This is a genomic window from Nocardia sp. NPDC004718 (genome assembly GCF_053601535.1).
Genome location: NZ_JBSGCA010000045.1, coordinates 40,387 through 58,992, shown reverse-complemented (window position 1 = coordinate 58,992; position 18,606 = coordinate 40,387). Strand labels below are relative to the sequence as shown.

Sequence of the window (18,606 nt, the reverse complement as noted above, 5' to 3'; positions counted from 1 at the left end):
GCCTGGCTCCGAAGCACTGGGTCGATCTTTTTGGGCATGGCCCATATCCTTCCTGCTACCCCATAACGGGGCGGCAGAAAAGCCGGGGCGGTTCAGACATCCTTCCAGCGAGGAGCAATCCTCACAGGTCAGGAGTCAACCAAACCGAGGGCAGTCCCTAGATCTGTGGTGCGGTGTTGGATCGTGCTGTGGCCGAGCTGGATTCGTTGATGGCCCGGGTTGGTGTCCGGTTCACTCGGTCCGGGCCACGGGCTCGAGCGAGGGAGTATGTATCAGGGCTGGTGGCGGGCCTGGAGCGGAAGAACCGGGTGGACGTTGGCCGAGCGTGCCGGTGAGGTCGGTCCGCAGGGGATGCAGCGGCTGTTGCGGCGAGCGGATTGGGACATCGATGGGGTTCCTGACGATGTACGCGCCTATGTCGTGGATCGGCTCGGTGACCCGGAAGCGGTCCTGGCGGCCGATGAGACCGGCTTTCTGAAGAAGGGTGTGCGGTCGGCGGGGGTGCAACGGCAGTACTCGGGCACGGGCTGGACGGACAGAGAACTGCCAGATCGGGGTGTTCCTCGCTTATGCCTCGCCGCAGGGGCACGCCCTGATCGATCCTGCCCGAATCCTGGACCACCGACCGTGATCGCTGCCGGGCCGCCGGGATCGACGACGAGGTCGGGTTCGCCACGAAACCGCGGCAAGTGATCGCCATGCTGGAGCAGGCCCTGGACGCCGGGGTGCCGTTCGCGTGGTTCACCGCCGACGAAGCCTACGGCCAAGCCGGGTACCTGCGCGACTGGCTCGAGTTCCGCGACGTGTCGCATGTGCTGGCGACCCGCTGCGACCAGCGCGTTGCCACCCGCTCCGGCCGCATTGCCCGGGCCGATGAGCTGATCGCGGAGCTTCCCGCCCGGACGTGGCAGCGGCTGTCGGTCGGCGCCGGTGCACACGGACCCCGCGAATACGACTGGGCACGCCGGCAGATCGACGGGACCTGGGTCCGTGGACGCGGGCACTGGCTGCCGGCGCGGCGCTCGATCGGCGACCCCACCCACATCGCCTACTACCTGTGTTACGGACCAGCCCGCTCCCGCCTGGTCGATCTCGCCTTCACCGCCGGGTCACGCTGGCACATCGAAGAAGCATTCCAGCAGGCCAAAGGCGAGGCCGGGCTCGACCGTTACCAGGTCCGCAGCTACCGGGCGTGGTATGCCCACATCACCCTGTCCATGCTCGCTCTCGCCTGGCTTGCTGCCACGAAAGCAACTGCCGCAAAAGGGGATACAGCGGCTACGGTGAAGACATGATCACTCTCACGCTACCCGAGGTCCGCCGCCTCCTCATCGCGCTGGTCCTGCCCCGCCGCCACGATCCCGCCCATACCTGGGCCTGGTCGCGATGGCGCCGCCGCCAACAACACCAAGCCCGTCTATCCCACTACCGACAACGAGGCCATCCACTTACCTGAGTGTCGTTGCAGTACTAACCGCTCCGCTCCGAAACCCTCAGCCAGCATTCCGCCAAGAACGAAGTCCCCACCATCACCGGCTGGGTCTCTGGCCTACGCCAACCGGCCCAGCAAGCACCAGTATCGGTCGTCGCCGACGGGCCTCGGCATCCACCACACCACCGCTACCGCGACCACGCCGGCGGCACCCGGAGACCACAACCGCTGACCGCTACCGGCCCGACGAGCCGAAAAACCGACTACCTGAACACCGTCCCCTACCAGTCGGCGATCCTAAAACTGCAGACCAAATCCGTAACAGCCTCGACCATTGCTGACGCTGAACTTACGATGTTGAACAGTGAATCGGGACACTAGCGGAACGGCATCTCCGATGAAATATAAGTTCACGGCAAACCACGACGTTGCAATGTGTCAGTGTAGATATTCTCGTAATATTCGCGCATAACTATCGAGGAAATGGGATCCAATTCCACATAAGCGTCACCCATTTGTTTGATCGCTTCGGCGGGGTCGTCGATTTCTCCGCTGATAAGTTTTCTATAGATCGTCGGGACTTCCGTCTCGGTCCGCATTGAATCGAAATTGCCGATCTGCGGGCCTCGGTTAGCTATGATTTCATCTCGAATAAATTCGGCAAAGAAACAAGCGTCACCTTCGCAAAAGGATCTACTATTCATTGCATCATTTACCCATGCATCTCTTTCAATTTTCTCCCCCTCGTGTGGTCCCTGTTTCCATTTATTCAACTCTGCTAGATGGTCCGGATGTTTCAACTCGTGTGCGAGCTTGTATGCTACTTCAGTATCGCTTCTCGCGGGTGAACGACCGAACACAATCTCGTTCCTCTCGTCGTCAAAGTAAGTATGGTCATGCTCGTGATCGTAGCGAAACTTGCCTCCCGCGCGCTCGAACTTGTCGGCTACTTCCAAAAATGCAGGAGAATAAGAGACGATATTGGCAACGCCGGGTTTCAACCCAGCCTCTATGAGCCGGGCGGGCACCGCCCCTATGGCGTTATCCCCACCGAATCCTTCACCCGAGCCGTCTTTACTGAGTGCGGACAGATTTCTGGCCATCTCATGGTCTTTCCGACCGTATAGCTCGCTAATAGCCCACGTCTCGTGGGCGAGCCCTTCGAGGGGTCGCCCGGATAGGTGGGTGAGACCTCGTACGAGTGCCGTCGCTCGCTGGACGAGCTCCTCCGCCCAAAGTGGCCGCCCTACCAAAGAAGATCCTCTCCGACCGCCGCTCCGGTAACTCCCGACCGTCATCTAACCAGTCGATGCCATCCGTGGGTTCAGCATCACTAGCGGATGCTGCCGACACGCACCGGCTATCAGCTACGCGACTCAGGTTGTATAAAGCATACTGAGCTCAACCGCCGATCAACTTCTGACCCCTGATAAGTGGGCGAGATCTACGTTTCAGCAGCCAGCCTGGGACGGGAAGCAACCAGAAGGCGGCACTAGTGGTGTCGCTGACACGATCGGCTGGAGAGCGACTGTCGTTGCCCCGGTGGCCATCACCACCAAAGACGCGGAACACACCGGCCGCTGCGCGATTCGCCCCCGGGCGACGAATGAGCCATCGCACGTCGATACTGGGAGCAGGTCGTCGTCTCTGGCACCCGAGGTAGGTGGCGGGCCGCCGCGCGCGGGACTGTCGGAATAACGGCGGATTTGGCCTTGGTCCGACTGGTCGGACCTGATGGTTCGGCGGGAAGGATCGAGCAGTGTCGGAGATACTCGATGCCGTGGCGAAGAAGGACGTGGCGGATACCAAGAAGCTGGCCGAGCAGCTGCTGAAGCAGGCCAAGGAACAGGGTATCGACCTGGTCGGCCCGGGCGGGTTGCTCAACCAGCTGACCAAGACTGTGCTCGAGACCGCGTTGGAAGCGGTGATGACCGAGCATGTCGGCTACGAGAAACACGACCCAGCCGGGCGTGGAACACCGAACTCTCGCAACGGGACCGCTCGTAGACGGTGGTCACCGAGATCGGTCCGGTCGAGATCGATGTGCCGCGTGACACCAGCTCGACGTTCGAACCGAAGATCGTCAGGAAACGTCAGCGGCGGTTGTCGGGGGTCGATGAGATCGTGTTGTCGCTGACCGCGAAGAAGTTGACGACCGGGGCACGATCATGCAAATGTGTGTGATTCACTTGCTGCGCAACTCGTTCCGACTTGGATGCGCAATACCCGATGATTGACTCTTATCGTGCACTCGACGATAACTGCGCGGTGTTGATGGCGGATCTCCGTCCGAGTGATTCGGCTGTCAATGTGGCCCGTGATCGAACCTACGCACACTCAGGGCTACGGACAATCCAGGTGACACGGATGCCGCATGAGCACGCAGTCGCTATCGTCTAGTCCGCTGAGCATAGGCATCGCCGATCGTAAAATTCAGCTATAATAGGTTGAATATAGAGGGAGATGATTGGCCAACCTATGACGCGCGGATGTCCATGAAGCTGGTCATTGGCGGAGTCAACTTATGTGTATTAGTAGGACGCGGAAGGGTTCAGTGTGGCGAACAGGATCGTCCGAATCTTCAAAGAGATCACGAATGACCTCCTCTATGGTCCTCATAGCCTTCCAGTAGCGGTAATCGACGATGCCTCTACTCTTCGAATGATGGCAATTCGCGTCAAACGGTCTGGTAATGAAACGCTCATCATGGATAGGGTAAATGCACACCGTCTCAGTCGCGGCGCACAGGACGGACACTCACCATTAGCTGCGGGCGCCTCTGTCGTGGGAAAATCTCGACCTGGTCGCATCAACGAAAGGGATTTTCCGCTGCCGGGCCGTCTGCAACGATGGGCCATGCCCTACAATGAAAACGTTGTAGAGATGCTGGCTGAACTGAGAGAATTCGCCAGGTGGCATGCTGATACCGCCAACTCGATGGTTGGCCGTCTACGCTCTCTGGGTAGACCCTTGACGCGACATGACTGGGAAGCAGAGTTCTGGGCTCTAATAGAACAGAGGTCCAATGTTAGGGGTCTGGGCGCAAACGCAAGCGTAAAATTGAAAGCCCCGATGACGGACGACGGCCGGAACGTCAACAAGTTCGGGCCACACCTCCAACGGGACGGGGCGAAGTGGGATTCTCGAACAGAGCGGTGGGTCGGTGGGCGTCCGACACCCTGTACTGAGACCTACCGTGAGGCTGGTGAGCGAGCGTTAGCGCGATTTGATGCCGAGGGCATCACCGGAGATATGCTTCAAAATAAGCTGCGTCTATCCGATGGGTCGATAGTGGACGGAAATCAGATCCTCAAGGGCAAAGCTGCAGAAGAAGAATATCGTGATATACGGCAAGAGCTAGCCCTGCAAGGGCGCCCCTCCGATAGCCTACCGGCGTTACCGAAGCCTGAGGAAGTGCTTACGAAAGTTGGGCTTGAGGCGGACCGAACGCGGATACTTCGAGATTGCTTCGAACATCTCGCTAAGCCCGGTTTTTTCACCGTCGAGACGTGGGCAGACGTAGCATACAAGCTCTATCAGGCTCCGCAGAGAAAAAATGGATCCGATGCGGTAATCAGAACCTTTCTAGCCGCTGCTGCGGAGTATCGATTGGGGAGGGTTCCCAAAATCCCGCACGACATCGATCTCCGTGCGTATACTATGAGTCAATCAAATTTCGTGGAATACATCCAAAACCATGACAAGCGCATAGGTATGCATTAACTTGATATAGGGGTGAGTCGGAGGTCGGCTGGAATTCCGCACGCGGTTTTACAGCCTTCTCAACGCGTGCACCAACTCCTCAGGTGAGGTCACGTTGACCTTTCGGTTCTACGTCTAGCGCACCGAGTTGCGACGGAGGGAAGAACCGGGATACAGCCTGCCATGCCTGTCGCATGGCACTCAGGCGTGTTAAGGATCAGTGCGTTCCTGTATTGCCGCTGCGGCAGGCTCCGGTGAGACACGGGCTACGGTCTGAGGTTCCCCCGGTTCGTGGAGGGCTCTGAGCATGGGGCCAGGAAGGAGTCCCTGTGTGGCAGCACCGAAGAAGTATCCGGACGAGTTGAAGGCCCGGGCGGTCCGGCTGTATCTGGAGTCGGACCCGAAGCCGACGATCCGCAAGCTCGCTCAGCAGTTGCGGGTGCATCACGAGGCGCTGCGGAACTGGATCCGCCAGGCCGATACCGGTCAGCGACCGCAACCGGCGGCGACCGATCTGGTCGAAGAGAACAAGCGGCTGCGCAAGCAGGTGGCCGAGTTGGAGCGGGTTAACGACATCCTTCGGTCTGCGAGTGCGTATTTCGCCTCAGCTCGGCCAGACCCGGAGGTGATCGTGCGGTTCGTCAAGGACAGCCAGCACCCGGTCGAGCTCGTATTGCGGGTGCTCGGTATCGCCTCGTCGACCTATTACTGGTGGTGCAAATGCCTGCAACAACCCTCGGCGCGGCAGGTCGCTGACGAAGCGTTGCTGGCTGAGATCATCGATATCCGTACCAGTTCCGGCGGCACCTACGGGTCTCCTCGGGTGCACGCGATGCTGGCCCGGCGCGGGGTCTCGGTCGGCCGGAAACGGGTGGAGCGGGTGATGCGTGGCGCGGGTTTGCAGGGGGCGTTCCTGCGGAAACGGTGGCGCATGGCTTCCACGCGAGCCGATCCGCGGGCGGCGCCTGCACCGGATTTGGTCGAGCGGATCTTCACCGAACCGGTTGTGGGTGGCGGTGCGACCCGCATCCTGTGTGGTCAGGGCGTGTTCTGGCTCGCGGCGGTGCGGGATGCGTTCTCCAACCGGATCGTGGGCTGGAAGACCTCGGATCGCTGCGACACCGAACTGGTACTCGGTGCGCTGGAATTCGCGATCTGGAGTCGGGACGTCCGCGACGGTGAGTTGATTCACCACAGCGATAGGGGCTCGACCTACACAGCGATTCGGTTCGCTAACCGGCTGGCCGACAACGGGATTGGCCTGTCCCCGGTGAATGAGACCATCTGGAACTAGAGTCCCGTTGGCCCCGGTGAGGGGCTGGAAGGGGACACTGAGAACCATGGCTGGACGGAAACGGCATTCCGCGGAAGAGATCGTGCGGAAGCTGCGTCGTGCCGACGAGTTGGCCGCCGCGGGTGCTTCGGGTGAGGAAATCGCTGCTGACCTGCAAGTATCTTCAGCCACGTTGTATAACTGGCGTCGTCAGTACGGTGGGATGGACACCGTCGCCGCCAAAGAGCTCAAGGAGTTGCGGGAGCAGAACGCCAGGTTGAAGCGGTTGCTGGCTGATGCCGAGTTGGAGAAGGACGCGTTGCGGGAGATCGCTCGGGGAAACTTCTAGGCCCGGCGGCCAAGCGGCGAGCGGTGGGCATGCTTGTGCAGGTCAAGGGCATGTCGGAGCGGTTCGCTTGCAAGGTCGTCGGGGTGCATCGGTCCACCTTCCGGCGACTGCGACTCGATCAAACCCCGGACGATCCCGACGCCGGTGCCAGGGCATGGCTGCGCGAATACGCTCGAAAGAACCCGTGTCACGGGTTCCGTCGGGCGTGGGCGGCGTTGCGGTTCGACGAGGGTCATCGGGTCAACCGCAAACGGGTGCATCGGTTGTGGAAGCAGGAGGGCCTGCAGGTGAGAGTGCATCACCGACGAAAACGTCTCGGGTCCTCGTCGGTGTCGGCGGTCGCTGCGGATGCACCGATGACGGTGTGGGCGTTGGATTTCCAGTTCGACTCCACCGTCGATGGTCGGGCGGTGAAGTCGCCTCGATGGTCGATGAACACACCCGCGAGTCGCTGCTGCATCTGGTGGAACGCTCCATCACCGGAGAGAAACTCGTCACCGAACTCGCCCGGGTGTTCACTCTGCGGGGTACGCCGTGGGTGCTGCGGTGCGACAACGGCGCGGAAATGATATCCACAGCGCTGCAACGGTTCTGCGCCGACCGGGTCGGGATCACCTACATTCCGCCCGGCACGCCGTGGAACAACGGCTACATCGAGTCGTTCTACCGCCGGTTGCGCACCGAGTGCCTCAACCGCAACCACTGGACCTCCCTGCTCGAGGCCCGCGTGGTCATCGGTGACTTCAAGACCGAGCACAACCTGCGGCACCGGCATTCAGCCCTGGGATACCGGACACCGGCCGAGTACGCTGCGGACTGCACCCACACCCACCACCCGGTGGGCTGTGGGATCGAATGAAACGACGAAACAACCCGGGCTCTACTCCCGGGTGGTCGCGTTATCGGGGACTGATCAGGATCGCGCAGTCGATGGGCTCGGTCGGCGACAGCTATGACAATGCTCTGATGGAGAATTTCTTCTCCACATTGAAGACAGAGTTGGTCTATCGCCGGGCCTGGCGGACCCGTGACGAGGCAGAGAACGCCCTGTTCGCCTATATCGATGGCTGGTACAACGGCCAGTGCATCCAGAAAAACTGGGCTGGCGCTCACCCGCCGAGTTCGAAGCCAGCTACCATCACCCGGTTCCGGCTGGAACCTGATAGTTCGTCCCCCAACAATACGGGAGAACCTCGAGTCCGCGGTCGATCCCTGCCGCGGAGCGGGTCGTGTGTGACTGGTCGGTCTCAAATCGTGGTCACGAAGCCGCCGTCGATCCTCAGATCGGATCCGGTGATGTTCGCGGACCGGTCGCTGGCCAGGAATACGACCAGGTCGGCAACCTCATCCGGAGTGGTGAACCGGCCCGTGGCGGCAGCACCGGCTGTCGCGGACCGCACCTGTTCCGGAGTCTGACCGCCGGCGTCGGCGATCGTGTCGGCCACCCCACCTTCGTCCAGCCACAGCCCTGTCGTCACGGGCCCGGGGCTGATGGAGTTGACGCGAATATTCTTCGGCCCCAATTCCTTCGACAATGCCTTGCTGAAATTGGTGACGGCGGCCTTGGTGGCGCAGTAGTCGTAGATGCCGGGGTCCGGATAGTACGCGTTGACCGATCCGACAATGACGATCGATCCACCGCCACGGCGATACATCTGTGGTAGCGCGGCGCGGGTCGGCCGCACAGTCCCCATCACATTGAGATCCCAGGACGCCTGCCACTGGTCGTCGGTAACGCGCGCGATGCCGCCCGGTTGGACAGTGACCGCGCCGACGTTGTTGACCAATATATCGATGCCACCGTGATCCGCCGCAGCCGCGATCAGGTCATCCGCGCCGCCGGGCAGCGACAAATCGGCGGATACAAAAGTCACTTGCCCGGCATCCACCAGCGCCCCGAGACCGGCTCCTCGGCTGCGTGATCCGGCCACGACGTAAGCACCGGCGTCCACCAGCGCCTGGCTGATCGCGAGCCCGATACCTTTGCTGGCGCCGGTCACCACGGCGACCTTGCCCGACAGATGTAGATCCATACGTTTCTCCCATCGCCAGCTCGGTTTGTGCGTCCGAAGACGCGGTTTTCCGCCACTTCTGTGCAACCATCACCGAGCCCCCATGAACCCTGGGGCCGTGAACGTGGTCGCCGCCCCGTCCGCACGACCCCGCACCTGACGAGCACTACGAGAACATTTCCGTGTGTTCGGCGATGTACCGCCCAACCGTGGTTGGCGGATGTCCTGTGATCTTCTCGACGTCGTCGGTGGCTCGGTCGTAGCGCCCAGCGCGATGCAGCAGTGCCATGGTGGCCAGGTGCTGCTCGACGTGCGCGGGCAGACCTCGGGGCTCGAGGACCTGCTCGACCCAGGTTTCCTGGGGAATGTCGGTGCCGCGGATCGGCCGGTGTAGTCCCAGGGTGTACTCGGCGGCCAGGCCATCGATGTCCAAACTCTGCGGACCGGTCAATTCGTAGACGTCGCCGATGCGGTGAGCGGGATCTGCGAGTACTGCCGTAACCGTGCGTGCCACGTCGCTGGTCGCTATCGGTGACGTTCGACCCGTTCCGAAGGGGAGGGCCAGTACGTTTCGCTCGCGCAGCGATCCGGTGAAGATCGGATTGTCCAGAAACACCGTCGGCCTGATGTGCACGGCCGGCACACCCGACCAGTTCACGACGTGCTCGGCGAGATAATGCAACCGATGTTGGCGAGACTCGCCCACACTGGTCAGCGTCATTTGAGAGACGGTCATCTGAGACATGTTCACGACCACCTCGAGCTGGCCGTATGCCAATGCGGCGTCGCAGACGACCACCGTCGCCTGCAGGTAGCCCGGCGAAACCCCCATCGAAAAGAACATGCGATCAGCACCGTTCATCGCGTCGAGCACATCTCGTGGCTCGGTCAAATCGCCGACGACGACTTCAGCGCCCAGCGCACGCAGCGGCTCGGCTCGGGCGTCGTCGTGGTGCACCAACGCGCGAACGCGCTCCCCCCGTTCCCGCAATCGCTCGATTACCTGCCTGCTCACGCCACCGGTGCCACCACCCGCCCCGGTGATCAAGTACAAGCGCGCACTCATGCTCGCTCCTCACGGTGTGTTTTCCCAATGCTCGGCCAGGGGAGTGCCGGCGAACCGCTCGAGCATCACACGGGACGACAGCAGCACCGAGCTACGTGGCCGGCGGTTCACCACGAGGCGCTGGGCCTTTCCGGCGGCGTCGAAGGTGACCGGAACAATGACGTGAATCGGCACGCCGCGGACCGATGAGGTGTAGTCCTCGAGGAAACTGTTCTCGCCGCATGGCCCGGCGTAGTGGAAATCTTGAAACTCATATATTTCACGGGCGGCGACCACGACTTCATGGACGGCATGCGCGCCTTGTATGGCGCCGTCCCACGCCGCGCCCTCCCCGGTTACATCGTCGGCGAGATTGTCCAGCCACGCTGGATAGTACGGCTTCCCCAGGTATGTCGATGTCACGCCGCGCCTCCCGTGGAATCCGGTAGCGAGCCGGCTCGCCGACACGCGCCCACGATGTAAGACCTATGACCCGTGCAACTATATCGACCGGCAGCCCCGGTTGCGGAAAGCCACTTGGACAATGCGGTAACGGCGCGTTCACAGAACCCCGGCATTCGTAGCGCACGAATAGGCGCGACGCGCCGACACTCCCGACTGCCGACGATCACGCGCTCAGCGGCATTACCCCATTCGCGGGGAGTGTCGAACATTCCGACGCTCCCCGCTCCTTCGGAACTCTTGGCATGAGGTAAACGGGTTGATGTCCTGTGTAGTGCGTTCCCGTGGCGAACCGGGGTGTACACGTCAGGTGCATAGTGAATCCCTCGCCGAACACTACGCGATCTGCGATTATTAGGAGGGGTGTTCGATCCACCCGCGAACCACCGGCATCCGTACCTAGAACTGCGAGGACCTTGCAGAGGCTATTTCGACCGCCACATACTGCGTTCGTTTGCGGAGGAATGCACGCACTGCGTGCTTGTGGATGAGTTCATGTTCGGTCGGCGGCCCGTTCGAAACGATGGCGTCACCGTGACCCGATGTCGATTCGGAGGAGCACATGGTGTCTACGCGCGAGGCACGGCGAATGACGATCGGCGATTTTCTGCTTCGCCGTCTGGCGGAGGCCGGGATAAGCCACCTGTTCGGCGTCCCCGGCGACTACAACCTCGAGTTGCTCCAGCAGCTCGAGGACGGCGGCACCATGCGTTGGGTCGGCACTTGCGGTGAGCTGGCCGCGTCCCACGCGGCGGATGGCTACGCGCGGCTCAATGGCATGGGCGCGCTGCTCGTGACGAACGCCGTAGGCGCGATGAGTGCGATCAACGGGGTCGCCGGCTGCTATGCCGAGCACGTTCCGGTGGTCTGTATCTGCGGGTCGATTCCGCTCAGGTCCATCGATCGCGGATTGGGGATGCATCACACGATGGGCGACGGGACGTGGGATCGCTTCCTCGGTGCTTACGCGCAGGTGACCGCCGCGCAGGCCAGGCTGACCCCCTGCAACGCGGCTGTCGAGATCGACCGGCTGATTCTCACCGCATGGCGGGAGAAACTGCCGGTGTACGTGGAAGTGCCGTCCGATATCGCCTACCTCGATATCGAGGCCCCGTCCGAGCCGCTGGCCCTCGGACAACCGTCCAGTGACCCCGAACGGTTGCAGTCGTGCGTCACCGCCGTCACGCGCCACTTGTCCGACGCCAGGTCACCGGCGATTCTGGTGGATCTGGACGCCGACCGGTTCGGCGTCGCAGCCGACGTGATGGCACTGGCCGCGAAGATGCGACTTCCGGTCGCGGTGAGCAGCACGGCCAAGGCGGTGATCGACGAGACGTTCCCTCACTACGTCGGCGTCTACAACGGCAAGGCAAGTGCGCCATACACACTCGACGCGGTGGAGAACAGCGACTGCCTGCTGTGCATCGGCTACCGACCGATCGAAGTGACCACGGGCGACTTCACCGCCGCACTGCCCGCCGACACGATCCACCTGCGGGGACACTCGGTCGACGTCGGCAGTGACAACTACCAGGCGGTAACGCTCCAGGAAGTTCTCGGCGGCATCATCGACGCGGTGCCGCACGTCACCAATCGCGCCACAAGCCGACCCGCGGAAGCCGCACCACGCGTTCACGCCGACGGCTCTGCCAACCTGACACAGGCTATGTACTGGCAGGCCATCCAGGACTACATCCACCCCGGGGACGTGCTACTCGTCGATAACGGCACGTCATACGCCCTCTTCGGCCTTCAACTCCCGCGAGGCTGCACCTTCGTCGGGTCGGTCAACTGGGGTTCGATCGGCTACTCGGTCGCTGCTCTGCTCGGCACGCTGACTGCGGCACCGGATCGACGCCATCTGCTGTTCGTCGGCGATGGCTCGTTCCAGCAGACCGCGCAGGAACTGTCGACCATCCTGCGGTACGACCACAAGCCGGTGATTTTCCTGATCAACAACGGCGGATACACCATCGAGCGTGGCTACCTCGGCAAAACCGAGTCCTACAACGACATCGCCACCTGGGCGTACGCGGACCTGCCGAAAGTGCTCCGCCCCGACACCACCGCACGGTCGTACACCGTTAGAACTCCGGCGGACCTGCGCGACGCCCTATCCGCACCCAACGACACGCTGATCTTCATCGAATCCATCATGGATCCCCTCGATTCTCCCGCCCCGGTCACCGCCAGCAGCAACAGAGGAGCAGACCTCGACTATGGGCCGCGTGGCCCACAACACCACGAGGGTGCTCAGCTTCGACCGGTATGACCCGGAAGACGAAACGACAATGGCCCGAACGCTGTGCTCGCGAGACAGTTTCAGGCTCTGACTTCAGCGCAGACCGGCGCGCCGCTGGCCGAGCTCGAGAAGTTCGCAGGCGCGCGCGTGGCCGCAGGCGACCCCTGGGACGAGCGTGAATACGAAATGTACCCGCCCGCAGCTCCTGCGCGGCCGGATCGGACTGCATGGCAGCGGATCCGCCGAGACTCCTACCCAGGTGCACGCGAGCTACAGCCACCCGCGTGAACGGAAAGGAATCGCGATGACCAGGTCCCCCGCCGACCTTATGCGACGCAATCTTCTGGACGTCTTCAACGAACCAGACCCGGCTCGCCGGGCCGCAGCCATCGCCGAGACCTATGCCGAGCACGTGGTCTGGCACGAACCGGACCGAATTCTGCGCGGACGCAAGGAACTCGAACGCCGGGCCGAGGAGTTGCGTGCCGAAAACCCGGACTGGACCTTCCGGCCCTTCGGTCCGGTGTCGGAACTCGACGACATCGGCCACCTCGGCTTCCAGTACGGCCCCGTCGACCGACCTCCGGTGATCAGCGGCATGGATATCGCTCGTACCGAGGACGGCGTCATCGTCGAGCTCTACACCATCGTCACCGAGACTACGGCGGCGACGGTGCTGACGGCCAACCTGTACCGCGGCTGACCGTTTTCAAGCGCCGGTCCGACGGCACCGTTCGATCTGGCCACTACGCCTCCGTTCCGGCGATGGCGAGTCCGGCACTCGCCCGCGAACTGGTGACGACGCTGACGGAGTTCGCGGACACTGTGGCGATTCGGCGCCGGCGGAGGCGACCCACGTGCCACGGGCCGGGCAGATCGGGTAGCCGAGTTGGGGGACCACGCTGTGCACGCGGGTGATGAAAGTGGCGAAATCCGCCATGAACCGGGTGAGAAATCGCTTCGTCGAGTCGTCGAGGACATCGCCATCAGGGGTGAAGACGTCCGGGTGGAATTGGATGTAGGCCTCAGGGGAATTCATCTGCGGGGAATTGCAATAGCCGAGCACGCTGCGCAGACTGAGCTGAGCGAGCGCGGTGCCGAGCTTGCCCGGCGAGGCGCCGATGACGGCGGACGGCTCGAGCGCGAACGAGTTGTCGCCCCATGGGCGGCTGGCCCAGTCGATGGCGTTCTTCAGCGCGCCCGGGATCGAGCGGTTGTATTCCGGCGTCACGAACAGCACAGCGTCGACAACGGATGGCCGCCTCGAGTGCGTGGCCCTCCGGCGGGTAGTCGACGTCGTAGTCGCGGTTGTACAGCGGCAGATCCTTGATCGGAATCTCGGTGAACGACAACTGGATTGGCGCCAGCCGGATCAGGGCCTTGGACAGGATCCGGTTGGCGGATTCCCTGGAAAGACTGCCGACGACGTAGCCGACCGTGTAGGTACTCCCGCGTTGCCTCCTGACCAGAGAGGTGCCCGGTGGTGTACGACGCGCCGAGCGTCGTCGACGCGCGGCGGTTTCACGAGACTGCACGGACAACGTAGCACTTCACAGCGGTCGCGGCGCCCGAGCTCCGGGCGACCGACCTCGCATCCAGGCCAGAGCAGGTGGGCGTGTCTGTTCAGATGGCGTCTTACCCGACGCCGTCGCCCCGGCCTCGTTCGAAGACGAGGAGGGGTTTGGCGCCATGTGCGGGTGTTTCGGCGAGCGAGACGGCTTCGGTGAAGTGTTCGAGCGGGAACGGCCGGCCTCGGGGGATGTGCAGCACTTCCTCAGCGACCAGACTGCGAACCCGGGAGAGCGCGTGCAGCGCATCCTGTGGTGCGGTAGCGCGAAACCAGTGGTAGAGCCAGAAGCCACGGACCACTTTGGTTTCGTAGATGATCGAGCGTGCCAGCAGCGGGATCGTCAGCGCTGCCGGGTCGGCTTGGCGGTGGGTGGAGAGTGCGCCGTAGACCACGACCTCTCCGCCGGGGGCCAATGCCTGGGATACCTGGGCACCTACCTCGCCCGCGACACAGTCGATGGCCTTGCGCACGCCGGCCGGTCCTGCGATTTCGGCGACACGCTGCAATAGATCCTCATCCGCGGTGCAGATGACCTCCTCGCCACCGAGCGTCTTGATCTCCTCGACGGCATCGCGTCTCCGCACGACGTTGATCGTCCGAATACCCAGATGTCCGGCCAGTTGAATGACGAGCCGGCCGACGGTGGAGCCAGCGGCCGTCTGCAACATCCATTCACCCGGCCGTACGTCGAGTTCGTGAGTCACCAGTAGCAGCGCGGTCAACGGATTGACCGCGAGCTGGCAGGCACTGGAATCGCTCAGATGGTCGGGGACCGGCAGAAGCCTTCGCGTATCGGTGACAAGGTATTCCTGCCACGTGCCGGTCACACCGACGGTCACCACGCGTTCGCCGATCTGCAGCCCCTCGGTATCCGGGCCCAGAGCCTCGATTCGGCCCACGCATTCCATACCCACCACGGTGGGAAACTCGGGGGCGAAACCGTAGCGGCCACGCAGCATGTGCAGATCGCTGGCGTGGACAGGTGTCGCTTGCACGCGGATCAACGCCTGACCGGCTTCCGGCGTGGGAACGGGCCGTGACTCCAGCCGCAGGACGTCAGTTGGCTCGCCGATTTTTCCGGCTACGAGCGCGCGCATGGAGTGTGGCATGAGCGAACCTTCGGCTCTCGGCGCCCGACCAACTCGGGGCGTTCTGGACAGAAACAATGCCGGCGTCGGCCATGCTCGTCGGCGAATAGGCTCCGGGCCTCTCTTTTCGATGGAGCAGACCCGTGCGCACATTGCTGTCGGCGTCCGGTCTTTGCCCGCCGGTGCCCACCCGCTCACACCGACCGATTACCGGCCGTTTCGCCTCTACCGCCGCAGGTATGACGCCAGAAGTTACCGCACAGCAACTGTGTTGGACGGGTCGACTCGCCGATCCGATGGCCGCAAGCCGAAACGACAACAGCCCGAATGCGCGGCTCGCTGATCGGTTCCAAGGTTGACATCCAAGCTCGAGGCGGAGGGGCACTCGGTTCGCCTTCCACCCGCTATTGTCCAACCGATGGCGGCCGACGATGTTGCCGAGGGGGTGAGCCGCACCTCGCTCGGCCAGCCCGTCGACGGGGTCGTGGAGATTGCCGGACCAGGACAGTTCGCCCTCGACGACTTCGTTCGCACCGGTCTTGCTCTCCGCAACGACTCGCGGCATGTTGTCACCGATCCCCGTGCTCCCTACCACGGGGCGGTAGTGACCGCCGAGCGCATTCTCGTGCCCGATGACGTCGACGCTGCCCAGATATTCCAGACCCGCTTCACAGATCGGCTGGCGCGGAGGTGAGCTGGCGGTCGCACCCTACTCGAGGAGCAAGCCACCCGCGTGGTGTGAGGGTTGGACCGCGTCGGCGGCGGTGCGGACGAGGTTGGCCACGACTTCCGGGCGGGAGAGGTAGATAGCGTGGCTGCCCGGGGTTTGGGCGACGGTGGCGCCGATGCGTTCGGCCATCGACAGCTGCGCGGCGGGCGGGATCATGTTGTCCTCGGTGACGTGCAGGTACCAGCTGGGCTTGTTGCGCCAGGCGGGTTCGCTGATGGTCCCGCCGAGCGCCTCCACACCCCAGGGGACCTGGGAATCGGCCAGGAACGCGGCGTCCTGTTCGGGCAGGTCACCGGCGAAGGAAGTATGGAACTCGGCCCGGTCCAGGAACAGGTATCCCTCGACCGGCGGCAGGATCGGCGGCTGCGGGCCGTCCTGCGGGAAACCTGACAGCAGGGTGTTGACCGATTCGTCCTTGTCGGGGGCGAAAGCGGTGATGTAGACCAGGGCGGCGACCTTCTCGTGGGTGCCGGCCTCGGTGATGACCGCGCCGCCGTATGAGTGCCCGACCAGGACTGCGTCGCCCTCGACGCCGTCGAGGATCTGGCGGGTGGTCGCGGCGTCGTCGGCCAGCGATTTGGTCGCGTTCTGGACCACGCGCACGGTGAATCCGTCGCGGGTGAGTTCGTCGTAGACATTGCGCCATCCGCCGCCGTCGACGAATCCGCCGTGGACCAGCACGATTGTCGGTTTGCTCATGGCAACCTCCCTCATTGGCAGGGTGGCGGGATTCGCGCACCCGGAACTGCCGCTCACATCCTCAGTGACCCTGGACTGTTGCGGCGCGGACGACCGTGCACACGATGCGGACGAGCGCGCATCACCGTCGTCGACAAGTGGGAGTGCGCCCGAGCGTCAGCGGCGCTCCGGGTGACTTCCGCGCAGCTCGCCGGGGCTGATTCCGTAGGTGGCGCGGAAGGCCCGGTTGAACCCGCTGATATCGCCGAATCCGTTGCGGTGCGCCAGCGTCGCGATGCTCACCCGCGCCAACCGGCGATCGAGCAGGTCCGTGCGCACTCGCGCGAGGCGGCGTCGGCGCATGTAAAGCGCGACCGATTCGTTCTCCACTTGGAACAGCTTGTGCAGGTAACGAGTCGAAATATGCACTGCCGCAGCAATTTCGGCCGGAGACAATGCCGAATCCCGCAGATTCTGCTCGATGTAGGCTTTGATGCGCGTCATCAGGCTCCGCTGCACGGCATCGGCATGCCGCGCCTGATCGGGTTCGGTCAGCAGGCAGATCGCCAGATCCGTGGTGCGAGCCAGGATCTCCTCCGACTGTGATTGCGCCACGCCTTCGCCGTGCCGAATCAGATCCAACACGAATCTGCCGACAACCCCGGACAGCCCGTGCCGTCCCGACAACACGCGCCCGCTGACGGTGCGGCGCTCGCTGTCGCTGAGCAGCACTGCTTCCGAGGGCACCGACAGCACCGACACCGACCACGGGCGCGTGAATGTCCAGGTGAACGGCCGCGAGTTCTCGTAGACGACGAAATCGCCCGGGGTGAGTTCAGCGGTGCGCCCGTCTTGTTCCAGCGACGCCGCACCATCGGTGAGGACTGCGATCTGGAAGAACGCCGCGTCCGACTGCTGGATGCAGCGGGGGGTTCGCCGGTGAATGTGCGGGCTCGCCGTTAGCTCGGCGAAAAACAATCGCCCGCGGACCGTTCCTCCCAGCCTTGCCATGGGCTCCGGGTAATGATCCCACTCCTCCAGGTTCACCGGCGCGAAGGTGTCACCCAGCACATGATGCCAATAGTCTTCCCGCTCAGCAGGTTCGACTTCATCGGTCGACGCAACGATATCCGGCACAGCTTCCGATTCTTCCGCCGCTCTCCCGATGAGGCGCGGTGATTTGGAATGAACACCGGCGTCGGCGACGCGGTCGGACTCGGCCGGATGCTCGCGTCGTCGTACAGGGGTGGGGTGATCCTCGCCTGCTGCAGGCCTACGAGGCCGAACGCCGCCCGGTGGCAATCCGCAACCGTACGGCCTCACGGCACACTTTGGTCCGGCTGGCCATCAAGACGACGCATTACCGGGAAACGCGATACCCACGGTGCCGATGCGAGTGTTTCGGCGACGGCCAACTGCATCGCTCGCCGGCTTGGCCGATCATCGGCTCACGCCTGGCACTGAAACGCATGCTGCCGCGCCGCAGCGGGCATCTGGTCGACGTCGCCTCAGCTGCCGGGCGCGTGCCACAGCCCGGCAGTGCCGTGCACACAGCGACCAAGTTCGGAGTTGTCGGCCTGACCAAGGCGCTGCGGCTCGTACCGGGACAGCGGTGTGCGCTTCAGCGTCGTCCAACCCGGACAGGTTCGAACGCGGATGATCGATGGCACCCGCCGATCCTCGCGACTGCTGGGTGTGATCGATCCCGACGATTGTGCCCGCGCCATCGTGACCGCCGTACGGCGTAACCGGGTCGAGGTGTGGGCACCCGCCGATCAACAGATCGGCGTCCGGCTCGGGTACCTGGTGCCGCGAGCCATTCGAGAGCGCGTTCTGCACGCGCTCGGTGTGGACTCGATCGCCGCGGGCTCGACGACTCGGCGACGACATAATTCGCGGCACCGGCCCGTTCGGCCATCGATGACCTCCTTACGTACTCGCCCGCCATCGGAGCATTCCGGGTCAATACTGACGAAAATGTCAGATCCTCTTGACTGAGTGCCTGTTCATGAGTGACGATATC

The 18,606-nt window shown here is 63.2% G+C and carries 14 protein-coding genes and 4 pseudogenes; 10 read left to right on the top strand and 8 right to left on the bottom strand.

The features are described 5' to 3' along the window. Positions 1 to 209 precede the first annotated feature (209 nt). Positions 210 to 1,295, top strand: a pseudogene (locus ACWEH3_RS27915) (IS701 family transposase). Positions 1,296 to 1,842: 547 nt separating this feature from the next. Here the strand turns inward: ACWEH3_RS27915 and ACWEH3_RS27910 are convergent. Next, positions 1,843 to 2,535: a hypothetical protein gene (locus ACWEH3_RS27910; RefSeq protein ID WP_450021825.1), complete on the bottom strand. Its 693-nt coding sequence runs from the start codon at positions 2,533 to 2,535 to the stop codon at positions 1,843 to 1,845. Between the two features lie 656 nt (positions 2,536 to 3,191). Between ACWEH3_RS27910 and ACWEH3_RS27905 the strand changes: the two are divergent. From ACWEH3_RS27905 to ACWEH3_RS27885, 5 genes and pseudogenes are all read left to right on the top strand, one after another. Next, positions 3,192 to 3,592: pseudogene (locus ACWEH3_RS27905) on the top strand (transposase); the annotation flags it as partial. A 696-nt stretch (positions 3,593 to 4,288) separates the two neighbouring features. After that, the gene (locus tag ACWEH3_RS27900; RefSeq protein WP_450021823.1) at positions 4,289 to 5,155 is read left to right on the top strand and encodes a hypothetical protein; all 867 of its coding nucleotides are present in this window, start codon (positions 4,289 to 4,291) and stop codon (positions 5,153 to 5,155) included. 286 nt (positions 5,156 to 5,441) lie between these two features. Beyond that, positions 5,442 to 6,428 (top strand): IS3 family transposase, encoded by a 987-nt coding sequence (locus tag ACWEH3_RS27895; RefSeq protein WP_450021821.1) that lies wholly within the window; start codon positions 5,442 to 5,444, stop codon positions 6,426 to 6,428. A gap of 46 nt (positions 6,429 to 6,474) precedes the next feature. After that, positions 6,475 to 7,615 (top strand): annotated as a pseudogene (locus ACWEH3_RS27890) (IS3 family transposase). Further along, a pseudogene (locus ACWEH3_RS27885) lies at positions 7,612 to 7,839 on the top strand (IS3 family transposase); the annotation flags it as partial. The pseudogenes ACWEH3_RS27890 and ACWEH3_RS27885, both read left to right, overlap by 4 nt. 164 nt (positions 7,840 to 8,003) lie before the next feature. On the opposite strand, the gene ACWEH3_RS27880 reads toward ACWEH3_RS27885, so the two are convergent. The 3 genes from ACWEH3_RS27880 to ACWEH3_RS27870 form a co-directional block, all read right to left on the bottom strand. Continuing rightward, positions 8,004 to 8,789 (bottom strand): SDR family NAD(P)-dependent oxidoreductase, encoded by a 786-nt coding sequence (locus tag ACWEH3_RS27880; protein ID WP_450021819.1) that lies wholly within the window; start codon positions 8,787 to 8,789, stop codon positions 8,004 to 8,006. Between the two features lie 145 nt (positions 8,790 to 8,934). Further along, positions 8,935 to 9,834, bottom strand: a complete 900-nt coding sequence (locus tag ACWEH3_RS27875) for an NAD(P)H-binding protein (RefSeq protein ID WP_450021817.1) — start codon at positions 9,832 to 9,834, stop codon at positions 8,935 to 8,937. Positions 9,835 to 9,843: 9 nt separating this feature from the next. Next, complete coding sequence (locus ACWEH3_RS27870; RefSeq protein ID WP_450021815.1) at positions 9,844 to 10,236, bottom strand: hypothetical protein; 393 nt, start codon at positions 10,234 to 10,236, stop codon at positions 9,844 to 9,846. A 628-nt stretch (positions 10,237 to 10,864) separates the two neighbouring features. Here ACWEH3_RS27870 and ACWEH3_RS27865 point away from each other — a divergent pair. Beyond that, on the top strand, positions 10,865 to 12,547 hold the full coding sequence (locus ACWEH3_RS27865) for an alpha-keto acid decarboxylase family protein (RefSeq protein WP_450021813.1): 1,683 nt from the start codon (positions 10,865 to 10,867) through the stop codon (positions 12,545 to 12,547). Positions 12,548 to 12,821: 274 nt separating this feature from the next. Further along, on the top strand, positions 12,822 to 13,220 hold the full coding sequence (locus tag ACWEH3_RS27860; RefSeq protein ID WP_450021811.1) for a nuclear transport factor 2 family protein: 399 nt from the start codon (positions 12,822 to 12,824) through the stop codon (positions 13,218 to 13,220). A 6-nt stretch (positions 13,221 to 13,226) separates the two neighbouring features. Here the strand turns inward: ACWEH3_RS27860 and ACWEH3_RS27855 are convergent, their stop codons facing one another. Beyond that, entirely contained in the window at positions 13,227 to 13,757 is a 531-nt protein-coding gene (locus ACWEH3_RS27855; protein ID WP_450021809.1) for an NADPH-dependent FMN reductase, read from the bottom strand. A gap of 395 nt (positions 13,758 to 14,152) precedes the next feature. Then, positions 14,153 to 15,196 (bottom strand): zinc-dependent alcohol dehydrogenase family protein, encoded by a 1,044-nt coding sequence (locus ACWEH3_RS27850; protein ID WP_450021807.1) that lies wholly within the window; start codon positions 15,194 to 15,196, stop codon positions 14,153 to 14,155. A 397-nt stretch (positions 15,197 to 15,593) separates the two neighbouring features. Here ACWEH3_RS27850 and ACWEH3_RS27845 point away from each other — a divergent pair, with 397 nt between their 5' ends. Beyond that, positions 15,594 to 15,869 (top strand): hypothetical protein, encoded by a 276-nt coding sequence (locus tag ACWEH3_RS27845; RefSeq protein WP_450021805.1) that lies wholly within the window; start codon positions 15,594 to 15,596, stop codon positions 15,867 to 15,869. Positions 15,870 to 15,884: 15 nt separating this feature from the next. Here the strand turns inward: ACWEH3_RS27845 and ACWEH3_RS27840 are convergent, their stop codons facing one another. Both ACWEH3_RS27840 and ACWEH3_RS27835 read right to left on the bottom strand, forming a co-directional pair. Further along, positions 15,885 to 16,604: an alpha/beta fold hydrolase gene (locus ACWEH3_RS27840; RefSeq protein ID WP_450021803.1), complete on the bottom strand. Its 720-nt coding sequence runs from the start codon at positions 16,602 to 16,604 to the stop codon at positions 15,885 to 15,887. Positions 16,605 to 16,760: 156 nt separating this feature from the next. Then, complete coding sequence (locus tag ACWEH3_RS27835; protein ID WP_450021801.1) at positions 16,761 to 17,885, bottom strand: AraC-like ligand-binding domain-containing protein; 1,125 nt, start codon at positions 17,883 to 17,885, stop codon at positions 16,761 to 16,763. On the opposite strand from ACWEH3_RS27835, the gene ACWEH3_RS27830 reads away from it, so the two are divergent. Beyond that, positions 17,879 to 18,331 (top strand): SDR family NAD(P)-dependent oxidoreductase, encoded by a 453-nt coding sequence (locus ACWEH3_RS27830; protein ID WP_450021799.1) that lies wholly within the window; start codon positions 17,879 to 17,881, stop codon positions 18,329 to 18,331. The two genes, ACWEH3_RS27835 and ACWEH3_RS27830, sit on opposite strands and share 7 nt — an antisense overlap. The last annotated feature ends 275 nt before the right edge of the window (positions 18,332 to 18,606 follow it).